A 17,854-nucleotide genomic window follows, 5' to 3' on the forward strand; every position below is an offset into this window, starting at 1 on the left:
TACACCGTAGCTTTACATTTTAAGCACGGCACGTACACCTGTTGGTAAATTAACCATAGTAGCTACAGCGGCATCTCCGGCATTTATGGCAGTACCATCCTGTAAATAAATTTTACCATTGCGGTACACTGCAATATTGGCTTTACCACCTTTGCGGTAGTTACCCGGTACCGGAATATCACCAGGCTGGCCAAATTTTACGGGAGCGTCAAAGTCAATCAGCCACTCGCCGGTGCCGGGCCTGTACAGCGCCATCTCCGCTTTGCCATCGCCATCATAATCCGCAGGCACCGGTATATCACCAGGCGTATGTTTTACCTGTAAAGGAATATTGCCAAGGCTGGTTTGCCATAAGGAATTGTCTGTTCTGAAAATGCCCACATCCAGCTTACCATCACCATCATAATCTGCCGGAACAGGAATGCCGTTTTTGTTACCGAAACGAATGCTGTCCATTCCATTAATATACCAGGTGAGTGTGGTGGGGCGATATATAGCTACATCCGCAAAACCATCGCCATCCCAATCGCCGCAAACAGGAATATCTCCTGCTTTACCCAAAGTTACCACTTTGCCACCCGGCAAATAAAACTTACCCTCAGACGGACGGAATACAGCAGGTTCTGTTTTGCCATCGCCATCATAATCGGCAGTTGCCGCAATATCCCCGGCCTGGCCCAGCGTAACATCAGGCTGACCTGTTATTTTCCACGTGCCATTATTAAAGAAGGCGATATCTGTTAGCTGATCGTTGTTAAAATCCAGCTGTCGGGCAACATTGGTATGGTGCAGCCACGGTAAAGTGAAGTGGCTATCCGCATCTGTTTCCTCTTCACCGGTATAGGGTGAGAAAGTGCGTACGCTGATCAGATCTCTGGAACGGTTAAAGGTCATCAGGCGCATCAGGCCGTGCCCGCCATTGGGTCTGCTCTGGTAATCAGATAAAAAGGTTTTGATGATATTACCCGCATAACCATCCTGACGATAACCTTCGCCATTATCTCCTACATGGCCGCAAAGCGTCATCATTACATTGGGGTAACTTTTCAGGCGGTCAAACACCCGCTGTCCTTGTTTGGAAAATGCAGGAAAGCCTTTTTCATTGGTACCGGTAGTTTTGTTGAAATGAATAATAGAGTGGCTTACCAATATGGCTTTCCGTTCGCTGTACTTTTCCAGTACGCCCGCCGCCCAGCGGTTTAATCCTTCAATATTCTCATCATACGAGTCGTATTCAAAATACAGCACAATCATGGGTATACCTGCCGCGGTAAACAGATCGTAATGGCTGTCGTTATCGTTACCATAATGGCCACCGTACCATTTTTTACCTTTGAAGTGATCCACCCCAAAGTATTTGTTATACTGTGCCGTTACACCGGTTACAGGAAACTGACTCTTTGTTTGATCGTGATTGCCTACTGCCATACCATAAGGAATACCCTGCGGATAACCCGGCAATGGTTTTTCCAGCCGATACATAGCCTCAGAAGCATATACCCACTGCTGTGGAAACTGCTCACCATCATCGGAAATATCACCCAGTTGAATAACGTACTTCACATGCTCCGCTGCCGCATTCTTAACAATCCAGTCTGTTTGCGCAAAGAACATTTCCTTTTTGCCACCGTGCTTTTCCCCGGTGTAATACTGCGTATCGGGCAGTACCACAATAGAAAATTCATCTTCCTCCCCTGCTGCAACGGCTGCTTTACTGTTCTGTGCTTTTACAGTAACCTGTAACTGCACTGCCAGTAAAAAGCACATCGCCTTTTGAAAACTATGTTTTATTGCTCTCATATTTCTTAGAAATAACCTTTGAATATACAAAATGGCTAAAACTAAAACTGAGTGCAGAACTTACGGGCTATTCTGTGTTAAGTGTTTATTAACAACGCACTATAACATCTGTACCAGTTGAATATGATTACCGCAGGTATCGTTGAATACCGCAATTTTCACCGTACCCATTTCGGTGGGTGTAATACTGAATTCAACACCCAGCCCCAACAGTCTTTCATATTCCTGTTGCACGTTTTCAACATTAAACTGCGTATAAGGAATACCAGCTTCAAACAGCGCGTTCTGGTATATCCTTGCCGGTTCAAAATGATTGGGTGCAGGCTCTAACAAAATTTCAGGCCCATCCTGTTCTTCCTTGCTTACCAGCGTCAACCATCTGCTGTGCTCACTTAATGGCACATCCACCTTCTTTAAAAAACCTAGCTTTTCCGTATAAAACTGCAATGCTTTTTCCTGATCTTTAACCGGAATACTGATAATGCTGACTTTCATGCTTTCATTTTTAGATTGACCAGACAATATTCCCGGAAAAATACTATTCCGACTTTGTCAAAATTGCTCTTTTTCTGAATTCAGCAGGATTTACACCCACACGGGCTTTGAAGAAGGTGCAAAAAGAAGCCGGACTTTCAAAGCCTATATTAAAGCAGACGGCTGTTACACTTAATCCCGTACTTAAAAATTCCTTTGCCTTCTCAATGCGCCTATCAGCCAGATATTGCTGCGGTGTTTGCCCATAGTACTTTTTAAAAAGCCGGAGTAAGTGAAATTTGGAGGTAAACTGTTTGTGTGAAAGCAACTCTAAACTTATGGCTTCATCAAAATGCTTGGTAATGTAACGCCGGGTTTCAATAACCGTATCTATTTGCCCTTTATTAGCATAACAGATTTGCTTTATTCTGGTAATCTCAGCGTGATAGTAAGTCACTTGGATAGTATTTAATATAAAAATAAGCAACAACCCTATATTTGCCGCGCAGTGGCGATGTAGTTAAATTGGAAAAACCCCTACATGGCATGTAGGAATTGCAAGTTCGAGCCTCGCCATCGTCATTGTACTTCATGGAGGGTAATTTAATCTGGAAAAATAGCAGTCTGCAAAACTGAAGAATGCGGGTTCGAGGCCCTGCCCCTCCACAACAAAGCCCCACAGAAGGTGGGGCTTTTGCTACCTTCTCCCTACCAACTGGCACAAACCGGGGTAACTGTTATACAAACCAGCGCAATTGCCGCAAAAGCCAACTATCAGCTTACATTTGTACAGCATAATTAATTAAGCCGGAACACACTCATTCATCAAGGTCAGCATATGAAAGTTATAATTACAGGAACTACAGGTATGGTTGGAGAAGGTGTACTGCTTGTATGCCTGAGCCATCCACAGATTACATCGGTACTGAGCGTAAGCAGAAAGCCAACAGGCATAACCCATCCCAAACTGGAGGAATATATAGTGAAGGACTTTCTGGCACTGAACCTTAACGACCCGAAGCTGAAAGGCTATGACGCCTGCTTTTTCTGCGCTGGTATAAGCAGTGTAGGCATGAAAGAAGCGGAATACAGAAAAATAACCTATGATACCACACTCCACTTTGCCCATGCGCTGGCCCCTAACCCCGGCTTATCCTTTGTATACGTTAGTGGTGGCGGTACCGACAGCAGCGAAAAAGGCAGGATGATGTGGGCGCGGGTAAAAGGGAAAACAGAAAACGACCTGATGAAACTACCCTTTAAACATGTGTTTGCCTTCCGGCCTGGCTTTATGAAAGCAGTGGCAGGACAGCAGCACCTTCCAGGATTGTATAAAAAGTTTTCCTGGCTTTTTCCGGCTATATTGAAGTTGTTACCCGGTATATCCAGCACACTGCAACAGGTTGCAGACGCTATGATAGTTGCCGTACAAAATGGCTACGGGAAAAAGGTGATAGAAATAAAAGACATTAAGCGGCTTGCAGCCCGGGCACAACAGCCATAACATATATAACTTTTACCTGTATACACTTTTAATAGCCCGGCTATCCGGATGCGTTGGCTTTGCGTTCTCCGTTGCGTAACCATCCATTACTACAGATGCCCCCTCCCTTTTCAGCATGGTGTTATACACCGCTGCTTTCACCGCTTCCGGCAGTTGCGTGCGCGTAAGGTCCAGAAAAGTAAGCTGTGGTTGTGCAGCTATATATGCAGTTAACAATGTTGCAGCAGCGCCGGTAAACTCGTTGGCTTTCGCGCCCAGCACCCGGGTGGAAGGCGCATATCCCAGATCCAGACTGCGCAGGTTTTTATTGTTACCCAATACAGCAAACAACTGCTCCATACCCTTATTGGTAATACCACAGCTGGCCAGGCTTAATTCTTCCAATGCTGAATTTACCATAAGGCCGGGCAACAGGTACTCCACGCCTTTATCCCCTATATTATTTACACTCAGATACAAAGCCTTTAAATGGCGGTTATGCAGCAATAAATGATTTACATAACGCATATCTTCCGCAGTAAGGTAATTACCGCTCAGGTACAGCCTTTCTACTGTATTATTGTTAGCCAATGCTTCCAGCAACGCCGGTAAGGCCTGGCCCGCGCCAATGTTTACCAGATCTACCGTGCGGATGTGCGGGTTCTTTTGCAGCAAACGGATAACTGCAGCAACCCCCTGCTGCCCTACGGGGTTTCTTTTAAACCAGGTGCTTTTTACCGTATGGTTCTGCTCCAGCGCTTCGCAAATGGCAGCACAGCCTTCCTCTTCTATATAATTGCAGCCCAGGTAAACGGTTTCTATGGTATTGTTTACTTTCAGCAAACCGGCAACCGCTTCCGCACCTGTGTTACCAAAGGCATTTGTGCCCAGCAGTATGTGCTTTATGGTGTGGTTGTGTTTCAGCGCATCTGCCACCAGTTGCATACCTTCTATACCCAGCTGCCGCTTACACATATCTAACCGGCCATCGGCGGTTACCGTACCCACCGGAAAAGGCAGGTCAGCAGCGGGCAACGGCTGGCTGGTATGCAAAAAATCAAGAACAGGCTGTAACTCCTGCCGGGTAAAAGGAAAATTTTCTTTTACATAATCTACCGGACAAATAACAGGTTGTGTTTGCATATAGCGGAATAGGGTGGTTACCACGCGTGTGGCAAATAATCTTTTAAAAAGTGTCCAAACAAAGGCAGCTCCGGCCGGGTTAACCCCTGCACTACCGGGTCGTAAATACGGGCCATACCATCCGTTTCATCTAACGGCGGCACAAAAGCTTCCTCCTCATACAACCGTTCTTTTTTGGGGTGCGGATTTTCCTGGGTAATCCATCCGGTATCTACACTGTTCATAAAAATCTGATCCAGCGCATACTCCTGGGCAGCCGTGCGCGTCATCATGTTCAATGCTGCTTTGGCCATATTGGTATGCGGGTGAAAAGGTGTTTTGGAAGAGCGGTTAAACTGCCCTTCCATAGCCGATACGTTAATGATAAACTTTCTATCAAAAGGCGATCGCTGTAACATAGGCCGTAACTGACTGTTCAGCATAAACGGTACGGTTACATTTACCAGCTGGGTTTCCAGCATCTCTACGGTATCTATATGCTGCAACAGCTGTGTCCAGCTGTTATCCGGGCGCAGATCAATCTGCTGATGGTCTTTATCAAAACGGTTGGCCGGAAATAAAGCTTCGGTTTCCGGTAGCGATAGCTGTTTTTCCCAGCCGCCGGTTACAAACCGGTACGATTGCTCCAGCACCAGACAAGCCTTCAGCGCCTCCGGCAATGGTGTATAATCGGTTTCCTCCAGCAGATGCCGGTAAAACGCGGGCGGGCGGCGTACTGTTTGGGCAGCATTATTAATCAGTATATCCAGATGCGGCTGTTGCGTTTGAAAGTATTGTATAAAGCTGTTTACCTGCCCCAGATTGCGAAAATCCAGTGCAGCCACTTTTAACCTATGCCCCCATTCTGCAAAATCCGGCTCCTGGCCAAAACGGGTTACTGCATCTTTAGCAAAACGGGTGGTTACCCAAACCGTTGCCCCATCCCGCAACATACGCAGTGCGGTTAAGTAGCCTATTTTAATTCTGCCCCCGGTAATCAGTGCTACACGCCCGGCAAGATCGGCACGCTGGTTACGGCGGCTATAGTTAAAGGCCGCGCAGGTGGGGCATAACAGGTGATAGAAAAAATGCACCTCTTTATAAGGTGTTTTACAACTGTAACATTTTTGAAAACGATACAGTTGCAACAGCGGCGTAGCCCCGGCCGCCCCACTGCTATCCGGCTGCTCATATTTGCGATACAGCTGTGTTTGGGGCAACAGCACCTTTTTATCGTATTGCCGTAACACATCCTGCTGTTGCGATAGCTTTTGTACCTTTTGCAGAGAAAGGTTTTGAACGGTATATACCAGCTTTTGCTGCTCTGCTTCGGCCACACGCTCCTTATTGTCTTTTTTAGCGCGGCGGTGCAACCTGGTTACCAGCCCCTTTAAACGCAGGTCGTCCGGCGCCTGATCAGGATCGCGCGATAATACCTGCAACACTTTTATGCAGGCATCCCATTCCTCTTTTGTAAACTCCTTTTTCAAACAGTAAATTTAGGGTGCCCAAAAATAGACAACTGATGAAGATTTTTAGAATCTTTTAACCTGGATGGCACGCCACACAACTGGTATAAACTAAGCCGCGCTAACCGGCAATCGTAGCAGGTAGTATATGCCAAAGCTTTGCCTGTATATGCATTAAGTACTATATTGCCCCAAACTACCCCCATGAATCCTTTTAAAAACAGGTTGTTCATTTTCTTATGCTTGCTTTTAATAACACCTTTCTTTCATTCACTATATGCGCAAAAGCACAATCCGCTACTACAGTTTCTGCAAAACAACTTCGATTCCGTTATTGTATACCATCGTTATTCTGCATGGCGTACAGAACCACATTATGAAATTGTGGCAAAGGAAAATAAGAGAACTTATGCGTTTATCTATAAAAACCCATATGTGTATATTGGGGCACAACCCGGCATTATGAAAAGCCGCCTGATAAAAGAAGCCCTTCTGTTTAAAAATACAGTACCAGACACCAACCGCTATCTGGTGCCCGCCAGAGTATACAACGAAAAGAGCGATAGCTTATGGCATACACTTACCGCAGCTGATTTCTGGAACCTGAATGATAGCCTGGGCAAACAAAACAGTTGTAACACACCCGGGGGTGGCATTTTTTCTTCATATGATGCAGAAGAGGTCAGGTTGTTTTTTATTACACGCACGGCCATTATGCAAAAATCCTTTTACGATCCGGAGGAGTTTGATAAAGCCTGCTCTGATGATATTAACCGGAAAAAAGTGATAGCCGCCCGTAAAGCATTTGCATATTATCTGACTGCGCAGTTTTAAAACAGGGCATAACAAAAAAAGGCTGTAGAAACAGCCCTCGTTTTTGCGTATGAGTGTAAAATATTATTTATGGCTAAACTTATATACAGCACCCGCTCTGGTATCTATATCATATTCAAACACCCTAGCTATAGTTACTGCATCCAGTTTTGCTTTCTCAGAAACCAGCGGCTTCTGAATAGCAGGCACATCAAACAACACATTGGCGTTTTTACCTTGTGCAGGCTTCAGATTGCCTTTATCAGCAGCCTTTACTTCGCCATAGCTACGTATACGGCAGTTGCCACCCAGCTTTGAGGTGATAGTGGCTTTTACCAAACGATGATTTTTCCATTCTATATCTACCACAAATCCACCACGTGCAACCAATCCGCTTACCTTGCCATCGGGCCAGTTATCCGGCAATGCAGGTAACAGATGAATAGCCCCATCGTGCGATTGTAACAGCATTTCAGCAATACCAGAGGTACATCCGAAATTACCGTCAATCTGAAAAGGTGGATGCGCATCAAACAGGTTGGGGTAAGTGCCTCCCTGCTGCCCTTTGGTTTCCTGTGGTGCAGGTGTTAACTGATCGGCAATCAACTTATAAGCATGATTACCATCCTGCAAACGCGCCCACCAGTTTACTTTCCAGCCCATAGACCAGCCGGTAGATTTATCGCCACGGTTTATAAGCGCAGTGCGTGATGCATAAAATAAATCGGGATGTAAATAGGGCGACACCTGGTTAGCCGGATACAGACCATACAAATGCGATACGTGCCTGTGTGTGCTTTTAGGTCTGTCCCAATCCTGCAACCATTCCTGCAACTGACCGTACTGGCCAATCTGCATAGGTGGCAACCTATCACGCATACGGCGTAACGTATCTGCCAGGGCTTTATCGGTTTGTAACAATTCCGCTGCGGTAATGGCATTGGAAAACACATCAAACACCAGCTGATTATCCATAGTAGTGCCACCGGTAATTCCTGCACCACCTTCAAAACTATTTTCGGGCGACATAGAGGGTGCCACTACCAGCCAGCGGTGCGTAGGCTCTTCCTGCAGCACATCTGCATAAAACAAAGCGGCGCCTTTCAGTACCGGATAATACTCTTTTAAAAAGGCTTTATCACCCGTATACAGGTAGTGGTACCACAGGTGCTGGGTAAGCCATGCCCCGCCCATAGGCCACATGCCAAAGAAGCCGCCGTCTACTATACCGGTAATACGCCACAAATCGGTATTATGGTGGGTATTCCAGCCACGGGCACGATACATTTTAGCAGCACTCTCCTGCCCGGTTACAGACAGGTCTTTTATCATATCAAACAATGGCTGATGCAGATCAGACAAATTGGTAGGCTCTGCCGGCCAGTAATTCATTTCTGTATTGATATTGATGGTATACTTACTACCCCAGGGCGGGCTCACTTTATCATTCCACTTACCCTGCAGGTTGGTGGGCTGTGTGCCCGGTTGCGAACCCGATATCAGCAGGTAGCGGCCAAACTGAAAATACAACGCCACCAATTGCGGATCGGGTGTGGTACCAAATTCGGCTACACGTATATCGGTTGTTTTCTGCACCTGACCCGTTGTTCCTAGATCCAGCTGCACACGGTCAAAGTACTTTTTATAAGCTTTAATGTGTGCTGCCCTGGCATCCGCATATTTACGGGTAACAGCGGTTTGCAGAAAGCGCTGTACTTTGGCAGCCGCATCGCCACTGATATCTTTGTAAGATTTCACATTTGTTCCAATACTGATATATAGCGTAACGGCATTAGCACCCTGTATATTCAGTACCGTATCAGCAGTTGTGATGGCACCACCTTCTGTTACCGGTTGAATACGGGCATCAAAATTTACCCGGCCGGTTTTATTACCTGCGTTGCCAGAGGTGCCTGTAAGCACCAGCTGACCGTTAGCTGCTTTTACAGCAGCAATACGCTGTGGGCTGCCTGCACCCAACTGGCAGGAAATACTGCCGGGTTTGTTTGCCGTAAGCCTTACGATAATTACACCATCCGTTAAAGAAGCAAACATTTCGCGGTTATACACCACACCCTTGTATTCATAATTTACCGTGGTTACCGCTTTGCTGATGTCCAGCTCGCGGCGGTAAGATTTTACCTGTTCATGACCGGGAAAACGAATCAGTAAATCACCCACCGGTTGATAAGGCATACCGTAGTTGTTGTCCGCAGCAGCATGGCGCGGAAAGTTACGGGTGCTCATGTCCTGCGCCTCCTTGTACTTTCCTTCAAAAATCAGTTTGCGTATGCCTTGTATACTGTCGTATACATCCGGCTTTACATTTACATTGTTCCCGGGCTCTCCCGCCCAAACGGTTTCCTCATTCAGCTGCAGCCGCTCCAGCGCACTACCGCCAAACACCATTGCCGCCAGCCTGCCATTGCCTACCGGCAAAGCTTCGTTCCAGTTTGCCGCAGGCTTATCGTACCACAGCCGCATTAGTTGATCCTGCTGCTGTGCGGTGGCATTCATACATCCCGCCACCAGTAAACATGTCAGTCCTATTAATTTCCTGATCATTTTTATGATTTATAGATTCACTAAGGTTTCCATCCATCTTTACCACCCAGCACTTTTTGCAGTGTGTAGTTTTCTGCCTGCGCTTTGGTAAGCTGCTTAATGCCCGCCCAGGAAGCACGTTGCGAAAAATCGGCCCCTGCGCCGCTGTTAGCATATTCAACCAGCTGCAAACTATCGCTGGTGGCAGCATAATCCATATGCCAGGTGGTAGGCCATCCCTTAGGATCAATCTGGCTGCACAGGTCAGAGTTCAGAATAGCTACTTTAGGGTAATTGTGCCAGGGGCGGCCAAGCGCCACCGGTCGGCTATCGTCCTTTATATTGGGGCTGCCTTTTACAAACGTAAACCGGCAGTTATTGAACACAAAGCCGTAAGGCTGGCTTGCTTTGGTAGAAGGGGCCGTAATCCAACCGCCGCCAAAACTGGCTATTTCGCATTGCTCAAAAAAGCCGATACCGCCACCGTAGATATAATCGGTGCGCCCCAGTATGTAACAGTTTTCAAAGTAATTACGCTTACCATCTTCCGCCAGCAATACCGTATCCTGATAACCGGTAATAATGCAGTTTCTGAAAATGATTTTATCGCCGCGCAGGGTCAGCGCCAGTGCCTGACCTACGTTGCCGGCAGTATTTTTTACCGTCAGGTTTTCTACTACCACTTCATCTGCCACAATAGTAAGTGTGGCCGAAGTACGTATCAGCTCCTTATTGTCTTTCCATTTCTGCCACAGCGTATCCGGACATTTATTTTGCGAGGCAGGGCTGTTACAATCATAAATAGCATAACTGATAATGGTTTGCTCCCGGCTTTCTCCCAGCAGCTTCAACTGTTTCTTATCTGCCGGAATAATCAGCTTTTCTGTGCTGTAATTACCTTTCTTAATAAATATGACCACTGGTTCTACGCTGTTGGATGGTGCTGCGTTAATGGCCTGCTGAATAGTGGTATATTGGCCGGAACCATCCTGCGCCACCACTATCTGTTTTTGTTTTGCTGTGCCTGACGAAAAGATGCAAGCCAGCGCTACTACTGCCTTCAATAGAAACATAGATGTGATTTGATTTAAAAGAAGATTGTATGTTTTGCAGAGAGGCCGCGTAAACAAATACAGGCACAAGAAAGTGCAACAGCAATCCGTTAACTATTCATCTGGCTCAGCACAACAAGCAACCGGTTTGCGTACCAGTCATTACAACCAACCCGCAACCGATTGCATATTATAAACAATATCTGATACTCTTTTAAAAATATCCGCAATCGTTTCCGTTGTTGTGGTAGTACAAACAAGGCGTAACTCCCCCCTTAACTTGTCGTTTTTGCACATCAACGTCCACGTGGCATCTCAGTACATTTGAATACACAAAATCAGAAACAGTTATGGCAACACAAATATTTGTGAATTTACCTGTTAAAGACCTCAACAGGTCTAAAGCGTTTTTCACCCAACTGGGCTATACATTTAATCAGCAGTTTACCGACGAGAAAGCAGCCTGTATGATTGTGAGCGACACTATTTATGTAATGCTGCTGATTGAATCTTTTTTCCAGACTTTTACGAAGAAGGAAATTGCAGATGCCCGTAAAACAGTGGAATGCTCCATAGCCCTGTCTGCCGGCAGCAAAGAAGCTGTGAACGAAATGGTGGACAAGGCAGTAGCAGCTGGCGCCACTATACCTAATGACGCCAGTGATTATGGCTTTATGTACCAGCACAGCTTTGACGATCTGGATGGTCACCATTGGGAATACATATGGATGGACCCTAACGGTGCCCCTGAAAATAAGTAATAACAACAATGCCCCGGGGTTTTCCGGGGCATGTACTATAGAATAACTAAAACGAACTAATACTGAACACCTTCACTGTTGTTTACGGTGTACTGTGGCTTACTACCAGAGGCAGACTGCACGTTGGTAAACTGTACCTTCTCTGCATCGTTCACCAGCACCTTTGCATTTTGTTCCGGCGTTTTTACGTTGATAAACTGTACGTTTTTCAGGCGATGTGCAGGATCTTTAAAACCATTGATATTAATCACCGGGTCTTTACCACCGGCGGCTGACAGGTCTATATTGCGGAAAATAAAATTTTCAAACGTAGGTATCTGCGGGGCAGCTTCACCATCGTTATTGTAATTAACCGCGGAAAAGATAGTAATCTGTAACAACTGGCAATCCCGTACCGTTACATTCTTTACATAACCACCTCTGTCTTTTGTACCCTTAATCTGCATGCCATGCAGCAGGGCCCCCGCCTTACAATCTTGCACCAGCACCTCACTTACACCGCCTGACATTTCAGAACCAATGGAAATACCATGACCATTTTTAAAGTCGCAATCGGTAATGCGTACGTTGCGGGTGGGCTTGCCTACATAATATCCTTCCGGGTTTTTACCGGATTTAATAGCTATACAATCATCACCCGTATTAAATGTACAGTTGAAAATATAGCAGTCGGTAGACGAGTCCGGATCAATACCATCACCATTGTGAATGCCTTTGGTAATAATATTGAGGTTATTACAGGTAACATTATTACTGTAGATATAGTGGATAGTCCAGCTGGGCGGCTCTGTAATGGTTAAACCCGAGATACATACATCCTGGCAGTTCATCAGGCATATCAGCCTTCCCCGTATTCTCAGGCCTCCACTGCTCTTCATAGCATCGCCCAGTTTTCTGCCACCGCCGGCAATAGTGCCTTCACCAGTAATACGCAGATTTTTTACATTGTAACTGCCATCGCGGTTAAGCGTGCCGGCATTCAGCAGGCTGGCGTAAGTTTTCATTTCCCAACCTTCAAAACGGTTCAGCATCATAGGCAGGTAATCATCCGGCGCTACAGAACCTTTTAACACACCGTCTTTCTCAATGTACAGGGTCATATTACTTTTCAAAAAAAGGGCACCGGAAATAAACGTGCCTTTGGGTATATATACAGTACCACCTTCTGTGCAGGCATTAATAGCCGCCTGTATGGCACGGGTGTTTACAAGAGAATCGGCTTTAGCACCGTAATCCAGAATATTAAACACCTTACCGGGAGCGGTAGTTGTAAAGCGGAAACTGGTGCGGGCTTTTAGCCTTTACACCGGCCACGCCTATTTCCAGTTTGTATGTGGTAGCAGGCTGTAAATCTGTAAGTATATAATTGGTGGCACGGGTAACGTTCAGAGGTTTTCCATTTAATATCAGCTGATACCCGTTGGCAGCATCTTCCTGCTTATCCCATAAAATGGTAGCCGTAGTAGCAGAAACACTTCCCGGAGCTGTAAGCAGGTTCCAGGGGTTTGCAGGCATGGCAGCGGCGGCATAGGCAAACAATACCAACATAGCCGCTATAACGTAACGGCACAGATTTTTCATAACATTCATAACAGGCATATTGTAATATGGCAATAACAGGAAGGCTTTGGACATTCTTTTGAAAACGTGGTTTAGTACACAGTTATAAAGTGCACCAATTTATAGGAAAAAAAAACAATCAGAATCCTGTACTTTCATGCCCGGGGAATACAAAATGGAAACGTTTGACTACATAGTACAGTACCCGGATGCGGCTGTTGCCCCATTTGTGGAGAGTTACTGGATGGTGAAAAACCATTCCGCCGCACCCAAAGAAATTGTACTGCTGCCGGATGGCCGTGTTGATCTCATTCTGTCCTGCGCCCCCAACGAACCTTTTGAAATACGATTGATGGGCCTGAGTACGGGTCCGGACTCCACCTCTATCCAACCCGGCACCCTCCTTTTTGCCATCAGCTTTAGGTTACTGGCAGGCGAATACCTGTTTGGCAGCAGCCTGGCAAGCCTGTTAAACAGCAGCAGCCGGATGCCGGAGCTGTTCTGGAATTTTTTACCGAAGGATTTGAATGACTTTCCCCTTTTCTGTATTAAAGCGGGCCATGCTATACAGCGGCAAATGCCGGATACAATTGATAACCGCAAAGAAGCCCTGTTTCAGTTACTATACAGCACCAATGGTAATATATGCGTGCAGGAACTGGCAGATCAGACTTACTGGAGCAGCCGGCAGATCAACCGGTATTTTCGTGATCATTATGGCTTACCCCTTAAAGCATACAGCAATATTCTGCGGTTCAGAGCTTCCTTCCCGCATATTAAAGCAGGCAGGTTGTTTCCGGAGCAGGACTTTGCAGACCAGCCACACTTCATAAAAGAAATCAAAAAACTGTCCGGTGCCCGGCCGAAGGATTTGTTCAAAAACGAAAACGACCGATTTATACAATTTTCCACCCTGCACAAAATATAGGTTTGCATAGTAAAACAATACAACATGCAACTACAAAATACACAGGTAGCCATTGTGGGCGGTGGTCCGGGCGGACTGGTACTGGCAAAATTATTACAACTACAGGGCGTAAGGGTAAAGGTGTACGAACGGGATGCGCATGCCGGTGTACGGCAACAGGGCGCCACGCTGGACCTGCATGAGGAATCCGGCCTGAAAGCACTGGCTGCCTCAGGCCTCACAAGCGAATTTTACCGGCTATACCGCCCGGGTGCGGAAAAGGTGCGGGTAACAGATGAAAATGGAGTGATACACTATGATGAACATACCCATGCAAGGCCCGATACCGCCAGCCATCACCGCCCGGAGATAGACCGTGGCCCCCTGCGCGATCTGCTGATTCAAAGCCTTTCGCCCGGTACCATTGTGTGGAACTCACAGTTTATAGCCATGCAGCCTCAGCAACAGGGCTGGCTGCTTCGGTTTAAAAACGGCACGGAAGCCCACGCCGATCTGGTAATTGGTGCAGATGGCGCAAACTCCCGCATCCGCCCGTATGTTACAGATATAGCCCCCCTTTACTCGGGCATTACGGTAGTAGAGGGCAATGTGTACCACGGCGAAAAAAATGCGCCGCATTTACATGCGCTGCTTAAAGGAGGAAAGCTATTTGCACTCGGCCATGGCAAAACCCTGATACTAAGCAGCAAAGGCGATGGCTCCATCTCTTTTTATACCGGCACCCGCGAAGCGGAAGACTGGGCTAACACCTGCGGCATCAATTTCAGCAATCAACAACAGGTGCTGGAGTGGTTTCGGCAACGCTTCAGCGACTGGAGCGATAGCTGGCAGGAACTGTTTGCTTCGAATGAAGCATACTTTATTCCCCGCCCCATGTATCACTACCCGCTGCAGCAAAGCTGGACCTCCCGGCCTGCAGTAACGCTGCTGGGCGATGCTGCACACCGCATGCCCCCTTACGCAGGAGAAGGTGTAAATATGGCTATGCTGGATGCGCTGGAACTGAGCCAGAGCCTGGCTGATGCCCGCTTCACTGATATAGCTGCCGCTATAGCGCATTATGAAAAACACATGCTGGAGCGTGCATCTGAAGTAACCCGCATTACCCTGGAGAGTACAGAAATGTTACACTCCGCCAGCGGACTTCAGGCTCTGCTGCAATTATGGGCATAACACTATCAATCCTGTTAAAACAAAGGGCTGTGCATTTCACCTGCACAGCCCTTTGTTTTATGCATCTGCTTTCTGTTACATAGAACCAGCCAGCACATTTACCGTACGGGTATACACACTGCCTGCGGCATCCGTAACACGAAAACGGAAAGAAGCCAGGCCATCGGCAGCCGGTGTAAAGTTCAGCTGCCCGTTCTCCTTAATATCTGTTTTACCGTTTACCACCTGATCTACCTGGTAAGTACATGTGCCGGTATAACCGCGCGACAGTTGTTTTAAATCAACCACAACCACTTTTCCGGCCACGCCTTCAAAATGCGGTTTTGCCATCCAGTTCAGATAAGCATCCAGATTGGTAAAGCCGTCTTTATCGGCATCTGCATTGGCATCGCTAAAGTCACCTGCCGCAGAATGTACATTGGTACCTTTCAATTTCTCCCACCAATCAGGCAAACCATCATGGTCGGAATCAAAGCTGGTACTTCTATTCAACTCCGGATAATTCTCCCAGCCGCCCACATCTTCCTGCGAATCCGGCAGGCCCGGCTTTCCGGATTTACTGCCTTTGCAGGAATAGGTGCTGTCCAGCGTTTCCTGTATAATACGGATATCGTGATCGTCAAAAACAGGCACTGTGCAGCCTACATCTGATAACACATCCTTATACGCCTCTTCTGCACTCTGGGTGGTTACATAAGGTTCAAAAAAGGGCTTGTCTACAAAAGTCTCGTAACTGGCCTTGCCGGTTTCTTTGCGGCCTTCGGTCTGGTTGCTGGCATCAAAATGTCCGGGCATGGTGTTGCCGGTAAAATAATAACGCTGCATACCGCCACCATAGCCTTCATGCTGGGCATTCAGCGCCCAAAAGAAAGTGGTAGCCGCACCGGGCTTATAATAGTTGCCTACAAAGTTTACTTCTCTGGCGCCACCATCTGTAGTGCGGGTAGCCCAGTTATACACCACGTTATTACGGATGTCCATTTTACCCAGGTAATTGCCATCTCCGTCTACACCACCGGCCAGACTCCAGTTTCTGCCACTGCAATGTGCCAGCAGGTTATGGTGAAAGCTGCCAACCTCACCACCAATACTGGCGGCAAAACCATGTGCTTTACCTGCCTCGTAATGGTCATGCCCGGCCACATTCAACGCTTCGGAAACAAGGGTACGTTGCAGGGTAATATTATGCGCTCCGCGGGAACTGAAGCCTTCGTCTATCGTCCAACTGATAGAACAATGGTCTATAATACTGTTATCCGCACCGGTGAGCCCCATACCATCATAGGTAGTACCTGTGCCCAGCCGCACGCGCATAAAACGCGCAATGTTATCATCGCCCACCAGGCCAAGTGGTGCGCCTGCAATACAAATGCCCTTGCCGGGTGCTGTTTGTCCGGCTATAGTAATGTACTTCTGATTTACCACCAGGCGTGACTTTAGCCGGATGATACCGGATACCGTAAAAACGATTGTACGCGGCCCCATATCTGCCGTTACTGCCTCACGCAAACTGCCGGGACCATCATCATTCAGATTGGTCACTTCCACTACTTTACCACCACGGCCACCGCGGGCAAAACGGCCATAACCTTCTGCACCTTCAAAAGCCAGCTGGCGCGGGCGGAAATACCATACATTACCCTGTGTAACCTTTCCATCTGCCGCCACTTCATCCACCCTCCAGTAGTACGTATGCATGCTGTACAGGTCTGTTGCAGTATAGTCTGTTTGTTTTTGATTTCCTTTAAACAGGTCAGAGCTATGATCCGCAGCCGCTACTGCTGCAGCATCTGTACCTATGTATATATCGTGCGATACAGCTTTGGCAGCAGCTGTCCAGCGCAGTGGCAACGTATGGCTATCTGCCTCAGTATGCTCATCGCCATGATGTGGTAAAGGCTTCACCGCCATCGCCTTTATATTGGGCGTATTCAGTTCAAAACCATTCAGTACAATACTCTGTATGGCACTGTCCGGCATACTTTCAAATGCTACTACCACATCCTTACCGGCCTGCGCCTGCAGCTGCAGATAGGCCGTCTGGCAATCCGTATTTTCTTTTACCCGCTGAGAAGGCATCAGACCCGATACCTGCATAACACCGTTTACCAGTATATTCATAGCGCCGGGCCTGCCTGTACCTTTTAAGCTGTTATGCCAGGTAAGCAGGGTATGGTTTCCGGCAGGTAAACCGCTGATGCGCATTTCCACAATAGCAGCATTGTTGCCTCCTTCCACCATTAAGCCGTCTCCGGCCAGCCTTGCGTAGTAAGGCGCCTGAACGGCGGTTTTGTAATAGCCCGCCACCTGTGCGTTACCGTTCTTTGTGGTAAAGCTGATGGTGATGCCATTAAAAGTGCGCTTATCTGTATTCGCATTAGCCACGGGCCAGGGCAGATAATCCGGCTCGTTTACTTCGGCCTCCCGCCGGGAGGCAATGTTAAGGTCTACTTTTAATACCGGTAACTGGGCAAAAGATGTAAGAGGCAGTATTGCAGATAAAGCAATACAACCATACATGGCTGCAATCCGTTTCATTACATTAAATGTTGAAAGTACGTTTCAAAACTAAGGCGCCGGCTCCTCCGTAAAATACATCATGCTGGCAGTTTATTGAACTATTTTGGCATGACGCTTACACTAACCACTCCTTATGAAAAGGGCAGTAAGGTTGG

15 protein-coding genes and 2 tRNA genes are annotated in these 17,854 nt (G+C 47.1%); 7 read left to right on the top strand and 10 right to left on the bottom strand.

Annotated elements, in window-relative coordinates; all coding sequences use genetic code 11:
- Nucleotides 1-12 precede the first annotated feature (12 nt).
- The 3 genes from IEY13_RS07030 to IEY13_RS07040 form a co-directional block, all read right to left on the bottom strand.
- On the bottom strand, nucleotides 13-1,800 hold the full coding sequence (locus IEY13_RS07030; RefSeq protein ID WP_188951284.1) for a metallophosphoesterase: 1,788 nt from the start codon (nucleotides 1,798-1,800) through the stop codon (nucleotides 13-15).
- A gap of 99 nt (nucleotides 1,801-1,899) precedes the next feature.
- Nucleotides 1,900-2,295: a VOC family protein gene (locus IEY13_RS07035; RefSeq protein WP_188951285.1), complete on the bottom strand. Its 396-nt coding sequence runs from the start codon at nucleotides 2,293-2,295 to the stop codon at nucleotides 1,900-1,902.
- Between the two features lie 43 nt (nucleotides 2,296-2,338).
- On the bottom strand, nucleotides 2,339-2,761 hold the full coding sequence (locus tag IEY13_RS07040) for a helix-turn-helix domain-containing protein (protein WP_188951286.1): 423 nt from the start codon (nucleotides 2,759-2,761) through the stop codon (nucleotides 2,339-2,341).
- A 23-nt stretch (nucleotides 2,762-2,784) separates the two neighbouring features.
- Here IEY13_RS07040 and IEY13_RS07045 point away from each other — a divergent pair.
- The 3 genes from IEY13_RS07045 (at nucleotide 2,785) to IEY13_RS07055 (ending at nucleotide 3,778) form a co-directional block, all read left to right on the top strand.
- A tRNA-Ala gene (locus IEY13_RS07045) sits at nucleotides 2,785-2,856 on the top strand.
- A gap of 10 nt (nucleotides 2,857-2,866) precedes the next feature.
- Nucleotides 2,867-2,941, top strand: a tRNA-Cys gene (locus tag IEY13_RS07050).
- 171 nt (nucleotides 2,942-3,112) lie between these two features.
- A complete protein-coding gene (locus IEY13_RS07055) occupies nucleotides 3,113-3,778 on the top strand; it encodes a Rossmann-fold NAD(P)-binding domain-containing protein (RefSeq protein ID WP_188951287.1) in 666 nt (221 codons plus the stop codon).
- A 12-nt stretch (nucleotides 3,779-3,790) separates the two neighbouring features.
- On the opposite strand, the gene IEY13_RS07060 is transcribed toward IEY13_RS07055, so the two are convergent.
- Nucleotides 3,791-4,900 (bottom strand): leucine-rich repeat domain-containing protein, encoded by a 1,110-nt coding sequence (locus tag IEY13_RS07060; RefSeq protein WP_188951288.1) that lies wholly within the window; start codon nucleotides 4,898-4,900, stop codon nucleotides 3,791-3,793.
- 17 nt (nucleotides 4,901-4,917) lie between these two features.
- A complete protein-coding gene (locus tag IEY13_RS07065) occupies nucleotides 4,918-6,369 on the bottom strand; it encodes an SDR family NAD(P)-dependent oxidoreductase (RefSeq protein WP_229687771.1) in 1,452 nt (483 codons plus the stop codon).
- Nucleotides 6,370-6,552: 183 nt separating this feature from the next.
- Between IEY13_RS07065 and IEY13_RS07070 the strand changes: the two genes are divergently transcribed.
- Nucleotides 6,553-7,182 carry a hypothetical protein gene (locus IEY13_RS07070; RefSeq protein WP_188951289.1) on the top strand — a complete coding sequence of 210 codons (630 nt, stop codon included), beginning with the start codon at nucleotides 6,553-6,555 and terminating at the stop codon, nucleotides 7,180-7,182.
- Nucleotides 7,183-7,245: 63 nt separating this feature from the next.
- Here the strand turns inward: IEY13_RS07070 and IEY13_RS07075 are convergent, their stop codons facing one another.
- Together IEY13_RS07075 and IEY13_RS07080 are read right to left on the bottom strand one after the other, a co-directional pair.
- Nucleotides 7,246-9,726 carry a glycoside hydrolase family 95 protein gene (locus IEY13_RS07075; RefSeq protein WP_188951290.1) on the bottom strand — a complete coding sequence of 827 codons (2,481 nt, stop codon included), beginning with the start codon at nucleotides 9,724-9,726 and terminating at the stop codon, nucleotides 7,246-7,248.
- A gap of 20 nt (nucleotides 9,727-9,746) precedes the next feature.
- On the bottom strand, nucleotides 9,747-10,778 hold the full coding sequence (locus IEY13_RS07080; RefSeq protein ID WP_188951291.1) for a pectinesterase family protein: 1,032 nt from the start codon (nucleotides 10,776-10,778) through the stop codon (nucleotides 9,747-9,749).
- Between the two features lie 329 nt (nucleotides 10,779-11,107).
- Between IEY13_RS07080 and IEY13_RS07085 the strand changes: the two genes are divergently transcribed.
- Nucleotides 11,108-11,518, top strand: a complete 411-nt coding sequence (locus tag IEY13_RS07085) for a VOC family protein (protein ID WP_188951292.1) — start codon at nucleotides 11,108-11,110, stop codon at nucleotides 11,516-11,518.
- A gap of 56 nt (nucleotides 11,519-11,574) precedes the next feature.
- On the opposite strand, the gene IEY13_RS07090 is transcribed toward IEY13_RS07085, so the two are convergent.
- Together IEY13_RS07090 and IEY13_RS07095 are read right to left on the bottom strand one after the other, a co-directional pair.
- Entirely contained in the window at nucleotides 11,575-12,768 is a 1,194-nt protein-coding gene (locus IEY13_RS07090) for a glycoside hydrolase family 28 protein (RefSeq protein WP_188951293.1), read from the bottom strand.
- A gap of 1 nt (nucleotide 12,769) precedes the next feature.
- Nucleotides 12,770-13,108, bottom strand: a complete 339-nt coding sequence (locus IEY13_RS07095; protein WP_188951294.1) for a fibronectin type III domain-containing protein — start codon at nucleotides 13,106-13,108, stop codon at nucleotides 12,770-12,772.
- Nucleotides 13,109-13,235: 127 nt separating this feature from the next.
- On the opposite strand from IEY13_RS07095, the gene IEY13_RS07100 reads away from it, so the two are divergent.
- Both IEY13_RS07100 and IEY13_RS07105 read left to right on the top strand, forming a co-directional pair.
- Nucleotides 13,236-14,006 (top strand): DUF6597 domain-containing transcriptional factor, encoded by a 771-nt coding sequence (locus tag IEY13_RS07100; protein WP_229687772.1) that lies wholly within the window; start codon nucleotides 13,236-13,238, stop codon nucleotides 14,004-14,006.
- Between the two features lie 24 nt (nucleotides 14,007-14,030).
- Nucleotides 14,031-15,179: an FAD-dependent oxidoreductase gene (locus tag IEY13_RS07105; protein WP_188951295.1), complete on the top strand. Its 1,149-nt coding sequence runs from the start codon at nucleotides 14,031-14,033 to the stop codon at nucleotides 15,177-15,179.
- Between the two features lie 75 nt (nucleotides 15,180-15,254).
- Here IEY13_RS07105 and IEY13_RS07110 read toward each other — a convergent pair whose 3' ends face one another.
- The gene (locus tag IEY13_RS07110) at nucleotides 15,255-17,717 is read right to left on the bottom strand and encodes an Ig-like domain-containing protein (protein WP_188951296.1); all 2,463 of its coding nucleotides are present in this window, start codon (nucleotides 17,715-17,717) and stop codon (nucleotides 15,255-15,257) included.
- Nucleotides 17,718-17,854 lie beyond the last annotated feature (137 nt).

This window comes from Filimonas zeae, assembly GCF_014641615.1.
GTDB lineage: Bacteria > Bacteroidota > Bacteroidia > Chitinophagales > Chitinophagaceae > Filimonas > Filimonas zeae.

Coding starts and splice junctions, on each gene's coding strand:
- IEY13_RS07030 (WP_188951284.1), bottom strand. CDS start 1,800: ATGAGAGCAATAAAACATAGTTTTCAAAAGGCGATGTGCTTTTTACTG.
- IEY13_RS07035 (WP_188951285.1), bottom strand. CDS start 2,295: ATGAAAGTCAGCATTATCAGTATTCCGGTTAAAGATCAGGAAAAAGCA.
- IEY13_RS07055 (WP_188951287.1), top strand. CDS start 3,113: ATGAAAGTTATAATTACAGGAACTACAGGTATGGTTGGAGAAGGTGTA.
- IEY13_RS07060 (WP_188951288.1), bottom strand. CDS start 4,900: ATGCAAACACAACCTGTTATTTGTCCGGTAGATTATGTAAAAGAAAAT.
- IEY13_RS07070 (WP_188951289.1), top strand. CDS start 6,553: ATGAATCCTTTTAAAAACAGGTTGTTCATTTTCTTATGCTTGCTTTTA.
- IEY13_RS07075 (WP_188951290.1), bottom strand. CDS start 9,726: ATGATCAGGAAATTAATAGGACTGACATGTTTACTGGTGGCGGGATGT.
- IEY13_RS07080 (WP_188951291.1), bottom strand. CDS start 10,778: ATGTTTCTATTGAAGGCAGTAGTAGCGCTGGCTTGCATCTTTTCGTCA.
- IEY13_RS07085 (WP_188951292.1), top strand. CDS start 11,108: ATGGCAACACAAATATTTGTGAATTTACCTGTTAAAGACCTCAACAGG.
- IEY13_RS07095 (WP_188951294.1), bottom strand. CDS start 13,108: ATGAATGTTATGAAAAATCTGTGCCGTTACGTTATAGCGGCTATGTTG.
- IEY13_RS07100 (WP_229687772.1), top strand. CDS start 13,236: ATGCCCGGGGAATACAAAATGGAAACGTTTGACTACATAGTACAGTAC.
- IEY13_RS07105 (WP_188951295.1), top strand. CDS start 14,031: ATGCAACTACAAAATACACAGGTAGCCATTGTGGGCGGTGGTCCGGGC.
- IEY13_RS07110 (WP_188951296.1), bottom strand. CDS start 17,717: ATGAAACGGATTGCAGCCATGTATGGTTGTATTGCTTTATCTGCAATA.